Source organism: Limnohabitans sp. MMS-10A-178 (genome assembly GCF_003063375.1).
Taxonomy (GTDB): domain Bacteria; phylum Pseudomonadota; class Gammaproteobacteria; order Burkholderiales; family Burkholderiaceae_C; genus Limnohabitans_A.
Window position 1 is genome coordinate 613,870 of sequence record NZ_NERY01000001.1, and the last position, 18,756, is coordinate 632,625.

The window sequence follows — 18,756 nt, forward strand, 5'->3', positions numbered from 1 at the left end:
CATGACCACAGAGACAAGCCACGAAGGCAGCATGCCCGACAACGAAGAGGCTGGCGCCACGCCCACACGCAAGCGCCCCAAGCCCGGCGAGCGTCGTTTGCAAATCTTGCAAACCTTGGCCGGCATGCTGGAGCAGCCTGGCGCAGAGCGCATTACCACGGCCGCTTTGTCGGCCAAGTTGGGTGTGAGTGAAGCGGCGCTTTACCGTCACTTTGCCAGCAAAGCGCAAATGTTTGAAGGCCTGATTGATTTTGTCGAGCAGTCGGTGTTTGCGTTTGTGCGGCAAATTGCCGATCGCGAGCCAGCAGGCCCAGCCCAAGTGGCGCGCACCGTAGCGCTCATTTTGCAATTTGCAGAAAAGAACCCCGGCATGGCCCGCGTCATGACGGGTGATGCGCTGGTGTTTGAAAACGAGCGTTTGCAAGAGCGCATGAATTTGTTGTTCGACAAACTCGAAAGTGCATTCAAGCAATCTTTGCGCGATGGCGGTCCTCAGAGCGACACCCCCACTGTGGATGCGCAAGTTACAGCCTCTATGTTGGTGGCCTTCATGATGGGCCTCATGCAACGCTTTGCGCGTTCTGGCTTTAAACGTTTGCCTTCAGAGAATTTGCAGGCTTCGTTGGCTCGCATTCTTTGAGTTGAAGGTTTTGAGAGCATCAGGTTTGAGTGGTTGACATTTTCAAAAAAGCACTAAATAATGTGCTTTTTTAAGTGCTAATTCAATGCCTGTTACCCAAACCATATATGCCCGCAATACAGTCAGCATGACTGATCTTCGGCGAAATCCAGCCGAGGTCATTGAGGTGGCTAATTTGGCACCAGTCGCTGTGTTGAATCACAATAAGCCAGCAGCCTATTTGATATCGGCTGCCGCATATGAAAACATGTTGGAGCAAATTGAAGACGCGGCACTGACCAAGATCGTCAAAGCACGCCAAGGTGGTAAATCAGTCAAGGTCAACATTGACGACCTATAGTCTTGAGTTTCACGAGCTGGCTCTCAAGGAATGGAGAAAATTAGACGGCTCAATCAAATCGCAGTTTCAAAATGCTTTGGCCAAACGTCTTAAAACTCCACATGTGCCTTCTGCCAAGCTGCATGGCGAATTACAAAACACCTACAAGATCAAGTTGCGTGATGTAGGTTACCGTTTAGTTTATGAAGTGATCGAGCAAAAATTGGTCGTCATGGTCATTGCTGTTGGCAGGCGAGACCACAGTGAGGCGTATGTGAGTGCTGTTAAGCGGCACAACTAATTTGAATTACCAACTCCAAAGCGTACCGTCGTGCTGCAATCGGTTGACGGGCAAATACGCGCGCTGATACGGATACTTTGCGGCCAGTTTTTCGTCAATGTCCACGCCGTGGCCTGATGACTCGCCGCAATACAGCATGCCCTTTTCAAAACGCCAATCGTGGGGAAAGACCGACAGCATCTCTTCGCTGTGCGCCATGTGTTCTTGAATGCCAAAGTTGGGTACCCACGTGTCAAAGTGCAATGCAGCACCCATGCAGACTGGCGACAAGTCTGTTGCACCATGAGAGCCAGTGCGCACTTGGTACAGGCTGGCCAAGTTGGCAATGACGCGAAGATGCGTGATACCTCCCGCGTGTGTCACGGTGGTGCGGATGTAGTCGATGAGTTGCTGCTCAATCAAATCTTTGCAGTCCCACACAGTGTTGAAAATTTCACCAACGGCCAAAGGTGTGGTGGTGTGATGGCGAATGAGCTTGAAGGCTTCTTGGTTTTCTGCGGGGGTGGGATCTTCCAGCCAAAACAAATGGAAGGGCTCGAGCTCTTTGCCTAGGCGTCCCGCTTCAATGGGTGTGAGACGGTGGTGTGCGTCATGCAGCAAATGCGTGTCGGGTCCAACGGCATCGCGCACTGCTTGAAACAAGCCAGGCGTGTGACGCAAGTATTTCTCGGTGTTCCAATCGTGCTCGCCTGGCAAAGGGCCATCTGCAGGTTCGTACATGCGGCCATTGCCACTCACGCCATAGACTTTGTGGAGGCCTGGTATGCCGCTTTGTGCGCGAATGGCCAGGTAGCCCATTTCTTTGTAGCGCAACACTTCATCCACTGTTTCTGCGGTGTCGCGTCCTGTGGCGTGTGCATAAGACATGATGCCCGTGCGGCTGCGGCCACCCAACAATTGATACAGCGGCTGTCCTGCAATCTTGGCTTTGATATCCCACAGCGCAGTATCAACTGCGGCTATGGCCGACATGGTGACAGGGCCTCTGCGCCAGTAAGCACCTTTGTAGAGGTACTGCCAAATATCTTCAATTTGTTGTGGATCTCGGCCAGTCAAACAAGGAATAACGTGCTCTTCCAAGTAGCTCACCACCGACAATTCGCGGCCATTGAGCGTGGCATCGCCAATGCCGGTGAGGCCTTCATCGGTTTCAATTTTGAGGGTGACAAAGTTGCGGCCAGGGCAGCAAACAATGACGCGTGCAGCGGTGATTTTCATGAGAATTCTTGCTGAGTGATGTATTTCACGGTGGCGTCGATGCCTTGGTGCAACACTTGATCGTGCCAATAGCTTACGCGTGAAAGCCAAGCTGCTGATGCCGCCAGTTCTTTGCCCCACAAATCTTCACGGGCCAACAATGCACGCACACTTTCATGAGGCTCTGTGGCTTGATTGGCACCAATGGCCATCAGGCTACTGACTTGCGGATCGTTGAGTGCGTAGGCTTTGCCTTGCTCATCTTTGGCCAAGGTGTAGCGCAAAAAAACGGCAGCCGCCAGGGCGTGGTGTTCAAACGAAGCATTGCTAGCCATTTGTCCCAAAACGGAGGGCGGCCAACGCTGCGGAATTTTTTGCGAACTGTCGGTGGCAATTTGGTGCACGCTGTGCTTCAAAAACGGATTGCCAAAACGTTGAATGAGGGCATCGCGGTAGTTGGCCCAATCGGCACGGCTTAAATGGGGGGCAACTTCTTGACTCATCAAGCGTTCAACAAATTGGCGAATGTGGTCTTCGCCAATGCAATCGGCAATGTAGGCGCGACCTGTGACAGCACCCATCAAGGCCATGGCGGAATGACTGCCATTGAGCATTCGCAATTTGGCTTCTTCATAGCTGTGAACATGGGCTGTGACGCGCACCCCACACTGGCTCAGCAAGGCGGCATCAGCAGGGTCTGCAAAATTGTCTTCAATCACCCATTCCCAAAATGTTTCGGTGCTGAGAGCGCACTCGTCTACCAAGCCCAGTGCGGTTTTGGCGGCATTTGTCACTTCAGGGGTAGCGGCAGGCACAATGCGATCGACCATGCTGCAAGGAAACGCGCAATGGGCGTCCATCCACTTCATGGCAGGTGCGTCTTGCGGCGTGGCTGTGGCGTGAATCAAGGCTTTGAGCTTGTGGCCATTGCCTTGCAAGTTGTCGCAAGAGGCGATGGTCAGGCCTGGTCGACCTTCTGCGCAGCGAACGCGCAAGCCTTCTATCAGCAGTTGCGCCAATGTAGGCGTATATCCCTTTTCAGTCACGGTCAGTGTGATCCAACGGGTGCTGGCAGCAGAAATGGCTTTGATCACACTCTGCCGCTCGGTGGTAGCCACGCTGGTTTGCCAAAGGGCGCCAGGTAATTGCCATTCAATGCCTTTTGATCCTGCAATGCGAACCGCATACAAACCGTCTTGTGCGCGCAGTTTGTTCACCAAACCGGGCTGAGTCATGCCCACGCCATGAACGCCCCAGCGCATATCACCTGCACGCAGCAGCTGGTCAAACACCATGGCTTGGTGCGCGCGGTGAAACGCGCCCAATCCGAGATGCAAGACCCCAGCCGCTGAGGGAATGGGTTGATAGGAAGGTGATTGAACGGACTTTGGAAGGCGTGATTGCGTTTCGCGGCACAGAAGCAATTCAGACATGGCGCTGCTTGAGTTTTTCTTCGGATGCTTGAATTTCGGCCAAGGTGGCATCGTCAACCCAGATGCCATTGAGTTGACGATCGGTGCGCGCTTTGCGCTCAGGCTCACCGGCCAGCAAGACACCTTCCGTACCCGGCGCATTGGGGCTTTGGCGCAACCAGTCTTCAAAAGCCAAGGCTTCTTTTTCGAAGGCGTCATGCGTGCCCAAGCGAACAGGGTCGACGATCATGGTGAGCATGCCGTTGAGCACGGCACGCTTGTTGTCTGCTTCGCGGTGCCATGTGCCACCGCCCGTAAGCGCACCGCCTAAAAGTTCGCAAGCCATGGCCATGCCAAAACCTTTGTGATCGCCAAAGGTCATGAGCGCACCAAAGAAACCATTTGATTGCGGCACCACCACCACGCCTGGGTTGTTGGTGGGGTGGCCTTTTTCATCGATCAAGTAGCCATCTGGCACTTGCTCACCTTTGTTGTATGCCACGCGCATCTTGCCTTGCGCCACGCGGCTGGTGGCAAAGTCGAGCACAAAAGGTTTGCGCTGCCCCATGGGCACGCCAATGCAGCAAGGGTTGGTGCCAAAGCGTCCGTCACCGCCTCCATAAGGCGCCACCACAGGGCGCGACAACACATTCACAAAGTGAATCGACACCAAACCTTGCGCCACCGCCATTTCGGCAAAGTGACCGATACGCCCCAAGTGATGGGAGCGGCTCAGCGCCACTGTGCAAACGCCGTATTGTTTGGCGCGTTCAATGCCCATCTGCATGGCTTGCACGCCCGTGATTTGCCCATAACCACGTTGACCATCCAAGTTCAACAAAGGGCCCGTGTCTAGGACAACCTTCACGCCGGTGTTGGGGCTGAGGCCACCTTCCAGGACAGCATCGACATAGCGCGGCACCATGCCCACACCATGCGAGTCGTGGCCACTTAAATTGGCCATGACCAAATTGGCAGCCACTTGCTCAGCCTCCGCGGCTTGGCTTCCTGCCTGTTGAATGATGGAGGCAACACGCTGCCGCAACTGATCGGCTGGAATACATTGGCTCATTGTTTGACTTTCAAATTACATGACGGCGCCCACTTGCCATGGCACAAATTCATTTTGGCCATAGCCGTGCAGCTCGCTCTTGGAAGGTTCGCCTGAAGCGGTTTTCAAAATCATTTCGAAAATGCGCTGACCCATGTCGGCAATGCTCACACCGTTGTCGACAATTTCACCGCAATTGAGATCCATATCTTCCTCTTGTTTTTTCCACAAAGCGGAGTTGGTGGAAAACTTCAAGCTGGGAGAGGGGGCGCAACCATAGGCACTGCCGCGCCCTGTGGTGAAGCAAATGAGGTTGGCACCGCCCGCCACTTGGCCCGTGGCACTCACAGGATCGTAGCCTGGTGTGTCCATGTACACAAAACCATGGGTATTGACTGGCTCTGCATATTCGAAAACGGCCTGCAAGTTGCTGGTGCCGCCTTTGGCCACGGCCCCCAATGACTTTTCCAAGATGGTGGTGAGGCCGCCTGCCTTGTTGCCAGGCGATGGGTTATTGTTCATTTCACCGCCGTTGATCTCGGTGTATTGTTCCCACCAGTGAATGCGGTCAATGAGTTTTTGCGCAACCTCTGGTTTGACTGCACGGCGTGTGAGCAGGTGCTCTGCGCCATAAATTTCGGGGGTTTCGCTCAAGATGGCCGTGCCGCCATGCTGCACAAGCAAGTCAACCGCAGCGCCCAATGCTGGGTTGGCGCTGATGCCAGAGTAGCCGTCAGAACCGCCGCACTGCAAACCCACCGTGATGTGCTCGGCACTGCAGGGCTCGCGCTTGATTTGATTGGCGCGCGGCAGCATTTCTTCAATGAGCGCAATGCCTTTTTCAACGGTGAGTCGCGTGCCGCCTGTGTCTTGAATGTTGAAAACCTTGAGGGTGTCGCCTTCGCGCAAACTGCTGTGCGCCAACCAAGTGTTGAGTTGATTGGACTCGCAGCCCAAACCCACCACCACCACACCCCAAAAATTGGCATGCGTGGCATAGCCTGCCAAAGTGCGCTCTAGCAACTGAATACCCAAGCCCTCAGTGTCCATGCCGCAGCCGGTGCCGTGGGTGAGTGCCACCACGCCATCGACGTTGGGGAAGTTGGCCAAAGCGGCTGGGTTGTTGCGTTTGGAGAAGTGATCGGCAATGGCGCGTGCCGCCGTGGCCGAGCAATTGACGCTGGACAACACCCCAATGTAATTGCGCGTGGCCACACGGCCATCTGAGCGCTTGATGCCCATGAAGGTGGCATGCTTGCGCGGTGCCTCTGGCTTGACATCTTGCCCGATGGCGTAATCGCGTTCAAAGTTGCCTTTCTCGGGGCCCATATTGAGGTTGTGCGTGTGCACGTGCTCGCCGGCTTGAATGGCTTGACTGGCAAAGCCAATGATTTGGTTGTAACGGCGCACAGCTTGGCCAGCTTGAATGGCACGGGTGGCCACTTTGTGTCCTGGTGGAATCAAACCCCGAACAGCAACACCATCAACGCTGGTACCGCTCATGAGTTGTGCGCGCGCAATGACCACGTCATCGGCAGAGTGGAGGCGAATGAAAAGGCTCATGTTGTCGACTTAATAAAATTGTTTTGGCAACCACAGCACCAAGCTGGGTGCGTAAGTGATGACCGCCAAACTGCCCAGTAAGGGAAACAGCCAAGGCAAGATGGCAGCAGTGGTTCTTTCCACGCTGAGTTTGGCCACACGTGCCAACACAAACAACACCATGCCCATGGGGGGGTGCAGCAAGCCAATCATGAGGTTGAGTACCATGATCAAACCAAAGTGAACCAAGTCGATGCCCAATTTTTGGCAAATGGGAACCAAGATAGGAACCAGAATGGTGATGGCCGCAGTGGGCTCTAAGAAGCAGCCTACAAAGAGCATGAGCAAGTTGGCCAAGAGCAAGAACTTCCAGGGCTCTTGCGTCACGCCCAGCACCCAATCGCTGATGGCCGCCGTCACGCCTGTGGCCGTGAGCATCCAACCAAAAATACTGGCCGCAGCCACAATGAACATCACAGTGGCAGTGGTCTCGACGGTGTCTAAACAAATCTTGACGAACATTTTGAGGTTCAGGGTGCGGTACCAGAGGAAGCCCAAAATGAGCGCCCACACGCATGCTGCAATAGCGCCTTCAGTGGGTGTGAATACACCAGTGGTCATGCCGCCAATGAGCAGTACGGGCGTCATGATGGGCAACACAGCCTGAAACTTGAATAATTTGTCTGCCACAAATAAAAAGGCCAAGGCCACAAACACCGTCATTTGGGGTGGTGTTTCAAACACTGTAACCAGACCCCAAACGCAAAAGGGCCAGAACACCACCACGGCAGTTTCTGACAAGGCCTTGAGAACGCGAGGCCAGTTGAATTTGACGTCAGAGCCCCAGTTGTTTTTATGGGCAAAGTAGGCCACAGTGACCATCATCAAAAAAGCCATGAAAACACCTGGCAAGATGCCTGCAAGAAACAAAGAGCCCACAGACACATTGGCCATCATGCCGTAAATCACAAACGGCAAACTCGGGGGGATGATGGGGCCTAGCGTAGCCGAAGCAGCGGTGACACCAACGGCAAACTCGGTGCTGTAGCCATGGTCTTTCATGGCCTTGATTTCAATGGTGCCAAGGCCTGCTGCATCGGCAATGGCCGTGCCACTCATACCAGCAAATACCACAGAGCCCACCACATTGACGTGGCCCAAGCCGCCTTTCATCCAACCCACCAGCGCCAAGGCATAGTTGTAGATGCGGTTGGTAATGCCTGCGTTGTTCATGAGGTTGCCAGCCAAAATAAAAAAGGGCACAGCAAGAAGTGGAAAGCTGTCAATGCCAGACACCATGCGGTGAATGACTACAAAGGGTGGCGAGCTTTGCGTCCAGAACAAATAAATGAGCGACGCACCTGCCATGGCAATAGCAACTGGAATGCCACCACTCATGAGGAGCAAGAAAAGAATTTTTAACATGCGACTACTTTCAGGCGTCTAAACATAAAGGACAGAGATTCAGCGGTCGGTCATTTCTGACTCGGGACGCTCTAAGACCGTAAAGCCGCGTTGCCAATGAATTTTCATAACCCACATGGCTCTCAAACTCATGGCTGCAAAGCCTGCCATCACCACGCCATAAACCAAGTTCATGGGCAAATCGACGATGGTCATTTTGTAAGATCCCAGCTTCTGCATCATTTGCCAAGTTAGGAAGGTGGCTGCCACAAAAAAAGCCACACGCAGAATGTCGACCAAGGTGGTCATGACTCTGGACATCCAAGATGGCATGAAACGAAAAAAGAAATCAACTTGAATGTGGTTGTTTTTGGCCACACCAATGGCGGCGCCAGTGAAGACAACGGCAATTAAAAAGTAACGCGCAATTTCCTCGGTCCACGATGCCGAGTTGTTGAGCACATAGCGCGTGAAAAATTGGTAGAACACAGTTGCACCGAGCAACCAAAAAAATCCCAAGGCCACCCAAGCTTCTATGGGGGTGCCAGACAAATCGACTTCTTCATCAACGGCATGAAACTGACCATCGTCGCCCATCACTTTGGGCATGGCGTCTAGGTCGGGGGTGTTGCTCATGGGTTGTCCTTCAAAACGCAAAAAACCTCAAAGGTCGGGCCTTTCGGCTCGACCCACTTGAATGTACCGAGCCCCGAGGGGCCCGGTGCATGCACTGAACAACTTACTTCGCAGCCTGAATTCTGTCGAAATCAGCTCTGGTAAAGCCCATGGATTCAAGTGGCTTGTTTTTCAAGACAGCGTCTTGGAAAGATTTGCGATCGACTTGCACCACTTGCAAGCCTTTTTTCTTGAACTCTTCGGCCAACTCGGCTTCACGTGTTTTGATTTTGGCGGTTGCGCGAACAGCAGCCTCTTGTGTCACATCGGTAAAAATTTTCTTTTCTGCATCAGAAAGTCTGTTCCAAACGTGAGGTGCAATTTGCGTGGTCAAACCGTCCACGATGTGACCCGTCAGCATGATTGCTTTTTGAACTTCAAAAAACTTTTTGGCTTCGATGGTGGTCAAAGGATTTTCTTGGGCTTCCACAGTGCCGTTTTGCAGAGCCAAATAAACTTCGGCAAATGCAATGGGTGTTGGGTTGGCGCCGCATGCCTCTGGCGTGGCACGGTAGGCAGGCACATCAGGTACGCGAATTTTGATGCCCTTCATACCGGCGCAGTTGGTGAATGCTTTTTGCGCGGTGGTGTGACGCGCGCCATAGTAGGTATAGGCAGTGACCTGAATGCCAGTTTTGGCGCGGAATTCATTCACCATCTCTGCAAACACGGGGCTCTTGGAGTAAGCAATGAGGTGGTCACCATCGCGGAAGATGAAAGGATAGTAAGCAATGCCGAAACGGGGATAAGCGCGGGCTGCAAATGAAGGGCCGCTGATGATCATGTCAACCGTGCCCAAAGTGAGACCTTGGTTGATGTCGGTTTCTTTGCCCAAGGTGGAAGCTGGGAAAACCTGAATTTCAAATTTGCCGTTGGTGCGTTTTTTGATTTCTTCGGCAGCCCACACAGACTCTGTGTGATAGGCCTCTGAAGTCTCATAGACGTGAGCCCATTTCAGTTTGGTTTGCGCTTGCACGGCGGTGCTGCCCAACGCGCCTACCAGCCCTAAGGCGATGAGGCTGGCGCTGGCCAGAGCTTTCAGTGAGTTTCGTTTGGTGGTCATGGTGTCTCCTTTGGTTGAAATGATTTGGATGTGCTGGCGAAAAACTAAGCTCGAGAAGGTGCGCTTCGCCAGCTAGCGCTGAATCGTTTGTGGGCTTGCCGCAGGTGTTTCTGCATGGTTTTGCGTGCGCCCTGTGAATCGTGTGCTTGAATGGCAGCTAACACCTCATGGTGTTCTGCTATGGCCGAAACCCAAGAAGCTGGAGACTCAAAATAGTCGCCAAGGCGTTCAAACAAAGGTCCGTTTCTGGCTTGCAGATACAGCTTCAGGGTGTCTTGCATGACGCTGTTGGCGCATGCGTTGGCAATGGCCATGTGAAACGCAATGTCGTTGTCACGTGGAATGCGCCCAGCCTTGGCATCTTTTTCCATGCCTTTTAAGGCAGCCGACATGGCTTTGATATCGGCCGGCGATGCATACTCAGCCGCCAATGCCGCCATTTCAGCCTCAATAAATAAGCGCGCACGCATCACTTCCAAGGGGCCCCACTCGGCGGGGGTGTTGAGATAATTTGACTTGCTGTGAGAGCTTTGCCCCAAAGATTTCACATAAATGCCAGACCCAGTTCGAACTTCAATGACCCCTTCAACTTCCAGAGCAATGAGTGCTTCTCTGACCGACGGCCGGCTGACACTCAGTTGTGTGGCCAAGTCACGTTCGGCGGGCAAGCGAGAACCCACTGCAAACTCACCAGACTTGATGAGGTCTTGGATTTGTTTGGCAATTTGGCGGTAAAGCCTTTGGGGTTCGACTGACTTGTCTGGCATGAACAGAATTTGCTTATTTAAAAACGTGGGGTCATTCAAAGTGGGGTCAACCAATGTGAGGTCAAAGACGGCTTGTCAGGGAATACGCGCATTGGACAATTGGTCAGACCAGTTGCACAATCTTCACATGGAACCTGAGTGAGGGTCAAGACTGTTTTCATCCAAACAAACCCGAACTCGTCGCAATCAATTTATCGCCACCATGACTTCAGTCACCATCGATCGCGTTCACTTGCGGCAGGTCAACTTGCCGCCCAAGGTGAAGCGTACCGACGCCATTCAATCGTTTGTCACCCAAGAAACGATTTTGCTCACCTTGTTTTGCAGTGATGGCATCCAGGCTACGGGCTATGCGTACACCATTGGCACGGGTGGCAGCTCGGTGGTGGCCTTGCTCAAGGACCATTTGGTGCAACGCCTATTGGGTCAAAACCCAGTTCACATTGAAGCCATTTGGAAAGATTTGTTTTTTCACACCCATGCCACAGCGGTTGGTGCCATGACCAGCTTGGCACTTGCCTGTGTCGATACGGCGCTATGGGATTGGCGAGCCCAAAGCCAGCAGCTGCCCTTGTGGCAATTGTTGGGGGGCGCGCAACACAAGGTGCCGCTTTACACCACTGAAGGCGGCTGGTTGCAGTTGTCAACCGAGGTTTTGGTCGAGCAAACTTTGAAAGCCAAAGAGGAGGGCTTTAAGGGTGCCAAAATCAAAATTGGCAGGCCGCATGTGAGCGAAGATGTGGCCCGTTTGTCAGCTGTGCGAGACGCTGTAGGCCCCGGTTTTGAGATCATGACCGATGCCAACCAAGGCTTTCACCGCGCAGAAGTGGTGCGCCGCGCCAAAGCGTTTGAGGGTCTCGATTTGGCTTGGCTCGAGGAGCCATTGCCTGCCGAAGATGTGAGCGGGCACCGGCACTTGCGCGAGCACACCAGCATTCCGGTGGCGGTGGGTGAATCGATGTACCACCCCATGCAGTTTCGCGAATATTTAGAGCAAGGCGCGTGCAGTGTGGTGCAGCCCGATGTGGCGCGCATTGGTGGCATCACACCGTGGATCAAAACGGCGCATTTGGCCGAAACCTTCGATGTGCCTGTTTGCCCTCACTTCCTCATGGAGTTGCATGTGAGCTTGTGTGCCGCAGTGCCCAATGCCACTTGGGTTGAATACATTCCCCAGCTGGACGACATCACACATTCGCGCATGAAAGTTCAAGACGGCTTTGCATATCCGCCCGACACAAATGGCTTGGGCATCCTATGGAATTGGGATGCCATTGAAAAACGGCAACAGATTTATTTGGAGATTAATCATGCGACTTAAGAACAAAAACATTTTGGTAACCGCTGCCGGACAAGGCATCGGTCATGCAGCCGTCATGGCCATGGCGGCAGAGGGCGCCACTGTGTGGGCCACCGACGTCAATGCCGAGCTGCTCAAAAGCTATGCGGGCGTTGCCAATGTTCACACTGCGGTGCTTGATGTCTTGAACAAAGACGATATTCAAAAGCAAGTGGCGCTAATTCCGCGCATCGATGCCCTGTTTAACTGCGCTGGCGTAGTGCACAGCGGTACCATTTTGCAAGCCACCGACAAAGACTGGGATTTTGCTTTCAGCCTCAATGCGCGTGCACAGTTTTGGATGATTCAAGCTGTGTTGCCAAAAATGCTGGCGCAAGGTGGCGGCAGTATCATCAATATGGCCAGCGTGTGCTCTAGCGTGCGCGGCTTGCCCAACCGATTTATTTATGGCGCTTCGAAAGCAGCTGTCATTGGCCTCACCAAAAGCGTGGCTGCCGACTATGTGACCCAAGGCATTCGATGCAATGCCATTTGTCCTGGTACGGTTGAGACACCTTCTTTGCATGACCGCATCAACGCAGAAGCCGATCCCGTTCAAGCGCGCAAAAACTTCATTGCCCGTCAGCCCATGGGCCGCTTGGCACAAGCCCATGAAATTGCCCCTATCATTGTTTTCTTGGCCTCCGACGAAGCCATTTTTGCCACTGGCAACGCTTACATGGTTGATGGTGGCATGACCATTTAAGCGGCCTTCAAGCCATCAAATTAAATTCGAATCTTTCAATTTATCAACTCACTTCACTGAACAATATTCCATGAACCAATATGACATGAAAGGCCGCCACGCGGTCATTACCGGCGGTGCCACAGGTTTGGGCTATGCCATTGCAGAGCGTGTGCTGGCTTCTGGCGGTAGCGTCACAATTTGGGACCGCGATGAAGCCGGTATGGACAAAGCGCTTGCCAGCTTGAAACACCCTGGCTCTGTGCACAGTGTGCAAGTCGATGTGTCGCAGCATGCCTCTGTGGTTGCGGCCACTGCGGCAACTTTGAAGATCGGTCCGGTCGATGCCGTGGTCAATTGCGCTGGCATCACAGGCCCCAATACCCAAGTTTGGAACTATCCGGTAGATGCTTGGCAGCAAGTCATGGATGTCAACATCAATGGCGTGTTTTATTGCTGCCGCGAATGGGCTCCGCATTTGAAAGATCGACCAGCAGGCCGCATTGTCAACATTGCCTCTGTGGCAGGTAAAGACGGCAACCCCAACGCCAGTGCTTACAGTGCCAGCAAAGCTGCTGTCATGGCCATTACCAAATCCTTGGGCAAAGAATTGGCCAGTACCAACGTGCGGGTCAATTGCGTCACGCCTGCCGCCGTGAAAACCGCCATTTTCGATCAGATGACGCCGGAGCACATTCAGTTTATGTTGTCCAAAATTCCCATGGGCCGTTTTGGCATGCCCGAAGAAGTGGCGGCCATGGTCACTTGGCTCATGACCGAAGATTGCTCCTTCTCAACAGGTGCTGTGTTTGATTTATCCGGTGGCCGTTCAACTTATTGAAGTGATTTCGATCACAATCTTGCCATCGGTATCGACATCACCAGCACCATCACCATCAAAAGTGGCAATTCACAATTCCATCGATTTTTAACAAAGGAAGTTCCCATGAAACTCGTGCGTTATGGCCAACCCGGCAAAGAAAAACCAGGTCTCATTGATGCAGCAGGCAAATTGCGTGACCTCAGTGGCGTGGTTTCCGACATTGGCCCTGAACAGCTGTCTGACAAAGTCTTGGCCAAATTGGCCAAACTTAAAACTGACAAGCTGCCCTTGGTCAAAGGCAAGCCCCGCATGGGATGCCCCGTGTCACACGTGCCAAAGTTCATTGCCATTGGCTTGAACTACGCCGATCATGCGGCTGAAGCCAACATGCCTATTCCCAAAGAGCCCATTGTTTTCATCAAGGCCACTTCTTGCATTCAAGGCCCAGACGATGACGTCATGTTGCCCAAAGGTTCTTTGAAGTCAGACTGGGAAGTTGAGTTGGGCATTGTGATTGGCAAGCGCGCAAGCTATGTGACACAAAAAGAAGCGCTCGACTATGTGGCTGGCTATTGCACCGTCAATGACGTGAGCGAGCGCGCCTACCAACTTGAAATGGGCGGTACTTGGGACAAGGGCAAGGGCTGCGACACATTCGGCCCCATCGGTCCTTGGATGGTTACCAAAGACGAAGTGCCCAATCCGCAAAATCTGAAGATGTACATGGAATTGAATGGCCAGCGCATGCAAGATGGCTCCACCAAAACCATGATTTTTGGGGTGACCAAATTGGTGAGCTATGTCAGCCAGTTCATGACCCTCGAGCCCGGTGATGTAATTACCACTGGCACCCCGCCAGGTGTGGGAATGGGCGTGAAGAAGGACGGCAAACCCGCGCCCGTGTTCTTGAAAAAGGGCGACGTGATGCACTTGGGCATTGAAGGCTTGGGCGAGCAAACCCAAAAAGTGGTGGCCTACAAACGCAAAGCTTAAGCACCAAGCTTCGAGTGTGTCCGTCTCCAAGACGGCAATCTGGGCGAGTCAGGAATAACCCTGATTCGCCTTTTCTTTTTGCCGATGCTTTCTTTTTCATGCAAAATAGCACGAGCGTTCTATTTTAAAAACTTGCAAACCATGAATGTGCGTCACATCACCTCTTTGTCACAAGCTTCACAAGTTGCCGAAGATGGCAGCAGCAGAACCTTGATGAAGGGCCGCCAAACCAAAGCGGCCATTGTCGATGCGGCTTTGGGTTTGGCATCTCAAATTGGACTGGAAGGGCTCTCTATCGGGGCCTTGGCTGAAGTAACAGGCATGAGCAAATCGGGCGTGTTTGCGCACTTTGGTTCGCGCGAAGAATTGCAAATTTCTGTCATCCGCGAATACCACGACCGTTTCGAAAGCGAAGTTTTCTATCCTGCGCTCAGTTGCGCGCGAGGCCTGCCACGCTTGCAGTCTTTGTTTGACAATTGGATGCAACGCACCACCACAGAAATTGACTCAGGCTGCATCTACATCAGCGGCGCGGTTGAGTTTGATGATCGGCCAGGTTCAGTGAGGGATGCGCTGGCATCGTCGGTGAGCACTTGGCAAAACGCACTGCAACGCTCTGTGGCGCAAGAACAAGAAGAAAAACACCTCACCGCCGTGGCAGACCCCTTGCAAGTAGCCTTTGAAATTCATGGCCTCATTTTGGCGCTGCACTACGAGGCCCGTTTTTTGCGCAATCCTGGCGCAGCAGACCGCGCGCGCAAAGGTTTTACAGAAATTGTGGCGCGAAATCAACCGTCAGCTTGATAGATCCAAAGCGCCACACCCCAATGCTTTAAATTGAATTTTTTGAAAGAAAACCATGCCAACCTACAACCCTCCATTGCGTGATCTGCAATTTGTCTTGCATGAAGTACTCGATTTAGAAAATGAATTGAAAGCCTTGCCCAAGCATGCAGAAACAGACGCAGAAACCATCAACGCTGTTCTGGAAGAGGGCGGCAAGTTTGCCGCTGAAGTGGTCTTCCCGCTTAATATCTCTGGCGATGAAGAAGGCTGCCATCTGAACCGTGACACCCATGAAGTGAAAGCGCCCAAGGGTTTCAAGGAAGCTTACGAGCAGTACGTGGCAGGTGGCTGGGCCGCTCTCAGTGCCGAAGCAGAATATGGCGGTCAAGGTTTGCCCCTGATTGTGAATCAGTGCTTCTTTGAAATGTTGAATTCCGCCAACCAAGCTTGGACCATGTACCCTGGCCTGTCGCATGGTGCACATGCGTGCTTGTCAGCACACGGCTCCAAAGAACAAAAGGACATGTACTTGCCCAAGCTCACCAGCGGTGAATGGACTGGCACCATGTGTCTCACCGAGCCACACTGCGGCACCGACTTGGGCATGCTTCGCACCAAGGCCGAGCCGCAGGCCGATGGCACTTACCGCCTCACCGGTCAAAAGATATTCATCAGTGCGGGTGAGCACGACTTAGCGGCCAACATTGTTCACTTGGTCTTGGCCAGATTGCCAGATGCACCAGTGGGCAGCAAGGGCATTAGCTTGTTTGTGGTGCCTAAATTCAATGTGAAGTCAGATGGCTCTGTCGGTGAGCGCAACGGTATTTACTGTGGTGGTTTGGAGCACAAGATGGGCATCCATGGCAATGCCACTTGTCAGATGGTGCTAGACGGTGCGGTAGGCGCCATGGTGGGTCAACCCAACAAAGGTTTGGCCGCCATGTTTGTCATGATGAATGGCGCGCGTTTGGGTGTGGGCAATCAGTCTTTGGGCCTCACAGAAGTGGCTTATCAAAATGCGCTGGCATATGCCAAAGACCGTCTTCAAATGCGCAGTTTGTCTGGTGTGAAAGCGCCGGCCAAACCTGCAGACCCTATCTTGGTTCACCCCGATGTGCGGCGCATGCTGCTAACGGCCAAGGCTTACGCCGAAGGTGGCCGTGCGCTGGCTTGCTATGGTGCTTTGCTGCTCGACAAAGAGTTGAACCACCCCGACGAGAAAGTGCGTGCCGACTCTGCAGAAATTTTGGCCTTGTTGACGCCCATTGTGAAAGCCTTTTTAACCGACAACGGTTTCGCCGCTACCAACATGTGCCAGCAAGTGTTTGGTGGCCATGGTTACATCAAAGAGTGGGGTATGGAGCAGTATGTGCGCGATGCGCGCATCAACATGATTTATGAAGGCACCAATGGCATTCAGTCACTTGATTTGCTGGGCCGAAAAGTACTCGGCAATCAAGGTGCCAGTTTGCAAAAATTTGGCAAGCTGATTGGCAAGTTGGTCGCGCAAGAAATAGGCAATGAAGCCATGGCCGAGTTCATCAAACCATTGGCTGACTTGGGCCAAAAGATGACGCAATTCACCACCGAAATTGGCATGAAGGCCATGGGCAACGCCGACGAGGTGGGCGCTGCTTCGGTAGACTATTTGCGTGTAGCAGGTCACTTGGTGTTTGCTTATTTCTGGGCGCGCATGGCGCAAGTGGCTTTGGCCAAAATTGCAGCTGCCGAGGAAGAAGCCCAGCGACCCGATCCGTTCTACAAAGCCAAACTGCAAACAGCTCGTTTCTACTTTGCTCGCTTGCTGCCCGAAACATTGAGCTTGATGAACACGGCTCGTTCTGGTGCTGATGTTTTAATGGACACTGATTTGGCCTTATCCTGACTGACGTCTGATTGAATTTTTTTGGATTGACTTATGACAACAAAGAACTTGACAACTCGCCTTTTGAAAATCAGTTTACTGACGCTTTCATGTCTCATGACGCCCTGGGCTTTGGCCAACTCACCAGTGGGCCAATGGCACACCTTGGATGAGAAAACGGGGGAGCTCAAAAGCATGGTTGTTATTTTTGAGCATCAAGGTGCCGTTAAGGGCCGAGTTGAGAAGGTGCTGCGCAAAGGTGCAGACCCTGCTGCCAAATGCGATAAGTGCAGCGACGATCGCAAAAACCAGCCAGTGGTGGGGCTTGAGATCATTCGAGGCGCCAAGAAAGCCAGTGGCAAAAATGTTTGGGAAGATGGCGAAATTCTCGATCCTGAAAATGGAAAAACCTATGCCCTGCGCTTAACGCCCATTGAAAATGGTGCCAAGTTGGAAGTGCGCGGTTCATTTGGCCCTATTGGCCGAACACAGACTTGGGTGCGCGTGCCTTAATTCGAGCATCACTCACTTTTATTTTTCGAAAGAAGCTACGCCATGTCAGACATCTTGACCCACATCGACGCAGGTGTGATGACCCTCACCTTCAATCGCTTAGACAAAAAGAATTCCATCACAGGCAACATGTATGCCGCCATGGCGCAAGCCGTTGACCAAGCACAAGCCGATGCCGCCATTCGGGTTTTGGTCATTCAAGGGCACGAAAGTATTTTCAGTGCGGGCAATGACATTGGCGACTTTCTCAACAAGCCGCCGTCTACCGTTGACTCTCCGGTTTTTCATTTCATGCGTGCTTTAACCATGTTTGAAAAACCTGTGATTGCCGCGGTGGCAGGTCCAGCGGTTGGCATTGGAACCACCTTGTTGTTTCACTGCGATTTGGTTTATGCCGGCGACAACGCTGCGTTTTCCATGCCCTTTGTCAATTTAGGCTTGTGTCCCGAATTTGCATCCAGCATGCTGGCGCCGCAAATGTTTGGCTATCACCGTGCCGCAGAGGCTTTGCTTTTGGGTGAGGCATTCTTTGCTGAAGCCGCTTTGGAAATTGGTTTGGTCAATCGCGTGGTGCCACCTACAGAAGTCAATGCCCATGCTCAGGCTCAGGCCAAGAAATTGGCAGCCAAGCCTCTTTCTGCATTGATAGAAACCAAACGCTTGATGAAGGGTGGACAGACCAAGGCCCTCATTGAGCGCATGGGCGAAGAGGGACAAAGCTTCAGACGCATGCTCACCGAGCCTGCTGCCAAAGAAGCTTTTGGTGCTTTCATGGAAAAACGCAAGCCAGACTTCTCTAAAATCTAAGTTCTTCTGCCAACTTAGACCTTCCATGACTTCCTCGCGCTCAGACCTTCCCACCGACGTTGAATTTGAGCCAGAGTTCATTGCCGCCTTGCACGACATTTACGAAGAGAAAATTCTCTTCAATCAGTGGATGGGCTTGAAGGTTGACAAAATCAAGGCCACGGGCATTGTGGCTAGCCTCAACATGAAACCCGAGCTGGTGGGCCACTATGCGTATCACCGCATTCATGGTGGTGTGATCAGTGCCGTGCTAGATGCCATGGGCAGCTTGGCAGTCATGGCAGCGTTAGGCGCCAAGCACATGGATGAATCTGTGGCTAAGCGCTTAGAACGCTTTGCGCGCCACAGCACCATCGATTTGCGCATCGATTTTCTGCGGCCTGGCATTGGCGACTCTTTCATCGTGCATGCCGAGGCCATGCGGGTTGGTGCCAGAGTGGGCAATGCGCGCATGGAGTTTTTGAGTGCCGACGGCAAATTGCTGTCAACGGGCACGGCGGCCTATCTCACTTCTTGAGTACAAAGTTGGAGGCACCGTCTCAGACAGGTGCACAATGTGAGCTTGATTTTGATTC

At 52.8% G+C, this 18,756-nt stretch carries 20 protein-coding genes; 12 read left to right on the forward strand and 8 right to left on the reverse strand.

All coding sequences use genetic code 11. The features are described from left to right. The first annotated feature begins 1 nt into the window (after position 1). From slmA to B9Z32_RS03060, 3 genes are all read left to right on the forward strand, one after another. Entirely contained in the window at positions 2-640 is a 639-nt protein-coding gene (gene slmA, locus B9Z32_RS03050) for a nucleoid occlusion factor SlmA (RefSeq protein WP_108419886.1), read from the forward strand. A 127-nt stretch (positions 641-767) separates the two neighbouring features. Then, positions 768-980 carry a type II toxin-antitoxin system prevent-host-death family antitoxin gene (locus B9Z32_RS03055; protein ID WP_233248035.1) on the forward strand — a complete coding sequence of 71 codons (213 nt, stop codon included), beginning with the start codon at positions 768-770 and terminating at the stop codon, positions 978-980. After that, positions 967-1,260 carry a type II toxin-antitoxin system RelE/ParE family toxin gene (locus B9Z32_RS03060; RefSeq protein ID WP_108419888.1) on the forward strand — a complete coding sequence of 98 codons (294 nt, stop codon included), beginning with the start codon at positions 967-969 and terminating at the stop codon, positions 1,258-1,260. The genes B9Z32_RS03055 and B9Z32_RS03060 overlap by 14 nt, the downstream gene beginning before the upstream one ends. Positions 1,261-1,266: 6 nt before the next feature. On the opposite strand, the gene manD is transcribed toward B9Z32_RS03060, so the two are convergent. From manD to B9Z32_RS03100, 8 genes are all read right to left on the reverse strand, one after another. After that, entirely contained in the window at positions 1,267-2,478 is a 1,212-nt protein-coding gene (manD, locus tag B9Z32_RS03065) for a D-mannonate dehydratase ManD (protein ID WP_108419889.1), read from the reverse strand. Next, entirely contained in the window at positions 2,475-3,890 is a 1,416-nt protein-coding gene (locus tag B9Z32_RS03070; RefSeq protein WP_108419890.1) for a mannitol dehydrogenase family protein, read from the reverse strand. Before B9Z32_RS03070 ends, manD begins: the two co-directional genes overlap by 4 nt. Continuing rightward, complete coding sequence (locus tag B9Z32_RS03075) at positions 3,883-4,941, reverse strand: malate/lactate/ureidoglycolate dehydrogenase (protein ID WP_108419891.1); 1,059 nt, start codon at positions 4,939-4,941, stop codon at positions 3,883-3,885. Before B9Z32_RS03075 ends, B9Z32_RS03070 begins: the two co-directional genes overlap by 8 nt. A gap of 15 nt (positions 4,942-4,956) precedes the next feature. Continuing rightward, positions 4,957-6,483, reverse strand: coding sequence for a UxaA family hydrolase (locus tag B9Z32_RS03080; protein WP_108419892.1), 1,527 nt, complete (start codon positions 6,481-6,483; stop codon positions 4,957-4,959). 9 nt (positions 6,484-6,492) lie between these two features. After that, positions 6,493-7,887 carry a TRAP transporter large permease gene (locus B9Z32_RS03085; protein ID WP_108419893.1) on the reverse strand — a complete coding sequence of 465 codons (1,395 nt, stop codon included), beginning with the start codon at positions 7,885-7,887 and terminating at the stop codon, positions 6,493-6,495. A 39-nt stretch (positions 7,888-7,926) separates the two neighbouring features. After that, positions 7,927-8,502 carry a TRAP transporter small permease gene (locus B9Z32_RS03090; protein WP_108419894.1) on the reverse strand — a complete coding sequence of 192 codons (576 nt, stop codon included), beginning with the start codon at positions 8,500-8,502 and terminating at the stop codon, positions 7,927-7,929. 103 nt (positions 8,503-8,605) lie between these two features. Further along, positions 8,606-9,604, reverse strand: coding sequence for a sialic acid TRAP transporter substrate-binding protein SiaP (locus B9Z32_RS03095; protein ID WP_108419895.1), 999 nt, complete (start codon positions 9,602-9,604; stop codon positions 8,606-8,608). A gap of 44 nt (positions 9,605-9,648) precedes the next feature. Next, a complete protein-coding gene (locus tag B9Z32_RS03100; protein WP_108420953.1) occupies positions 9,649-10,371 on the reverse strand; it encodes a FadR/GntR family transcriptional regulator in 723 nt (240 codons plus the stop codon). A gap of 202 nt (positions 10,372-10,573) precedes the next feature. On the opposite strand from B9Z32_RS03100, the gene B9Z32_RS03105 reads away from it, so the two are divergent. The 9 genes from B9Z32_RS03105 to B9Z32_RS03145 all read left to right on the forward strand — a co-directional run bounded on the left by B9Z32_RS03105 (position 10,574) and on the right by B9Z32_RS03145 (position 18,698). Beyond that, complete coding sequence (locus B9Z32_RS03105) at positions 10,574-11,692, forward strand: mandelate racemase/muconate lactonizing enzyme family protein (protein ID WP_108419896.1); 1,119 nt, start codon at positions 10,574-10,576, stop codon at positions 11,690-11,692. Further along, the gene (locus B9Z32_RS03110; RefSeq protein WP_108419897.1) at positions 11,682-12,416 is read left to right on the forward strand and encodes an SDR family oxidoreductase; all 735 of its coding nucleotides are present in this window, start codon (positions 11,682-11,684) and stop codon (positions 12,414-12,416) included. The genes B9Z32_RS03105 and B9Z32_RS03110 overlap by 11 nt, the downstream gene beginning before the upstream one ends. Positions 12,417-12,486: 70 nt before the next feature. Continuing rightward, entirely contained in the window at positions 12,487-13,236 is a 750-nt protein-coding gene (locus B9Z32_RS03115) for an SDR family NAD(P)-dependent oxidoreductase (RefSeq protein ID WP_108419898.1), read from the forward strand. A 105-nt stretch (positions 13,237-13,341) separates the two neighbouring features. Then, the gene (locus B9Z32_RS03120) at positions 13,342-14,211 is read left to right on the forward strand and encodes a fumarylacetoacetate hydrolase family protein (protein ID WP_108419899.1); all 870 of its coding nucleotides are present in this window, start codon (positions 13,342-13,344) and stop codon (positions 14,209-14,211) included. A gap of 213 nt (positions 14,212-14,424) precedes the next feature. Next, the gene (locus B9Z32_RS03125; protein ID WP_233248181.1) at positions 14,425-15,015 is read left to right on the forward strand and encodes a TetR/AcrR family transcriptional regulator; all 591 of its coding nucleotides are present in this window, start codon (positions 14,425-14,427) and stop codon (positions 15,013-15,015) included. 55 nt (positions 15,016-15,070) lie between these two features. Then, complete coding sequence (locus B9Z32_RS03130) at positions 15,071-16,882, forward strand: acyl-CoA dehydrogenase C-terminal domain-containing protein (protein WP_108419901.1); 1,812 nt, start codon at positions 15,071-15,073, stop codon at positions 16,880-16,882. A 96-nt stretch (positions 16,883-16,978) separates the two neighbouring features. Further along, positions 16,979-17,374 (forward strand): DUF2147 domain-containing protein, encoded by a 396-nt coding sequence (locus B9Z32_RS03135; RefSeq protein WP_108419902.1) that lies wholly within the window; start codon positions 16,979-16,981, stop codon positions 17,372-17,374. A 42-nt stretch (positions 17,375-17,416) separates the two neighbouring features. Continuing rightward, positions 17,417-18,181 (forward strand): enoyl-CoA hydratase, encoded by a 765-nt coding sequence (locus tag B9Z32_RS03140; protein ID WP_108419903.1) that lies wholly within the window; start codon positions 17,417-17,419, stop codon positions 18,179-18,181. Positions 18,182-18,206: 25 nt separating this feature from the next. Further along, positions 18,207-18,698, forward strand: a complete 492-nt coding sequence (locus B9Z32_RS03145) for a thioesterase family protein (RefSeq protein ID WP_108419904.1) — start codon at positions 18,207-18,209, stop codon at positions 18,696-18,698. The last annotated feature ends 58 nt before the right edge of the window (positions 18,699-18,756 follow it).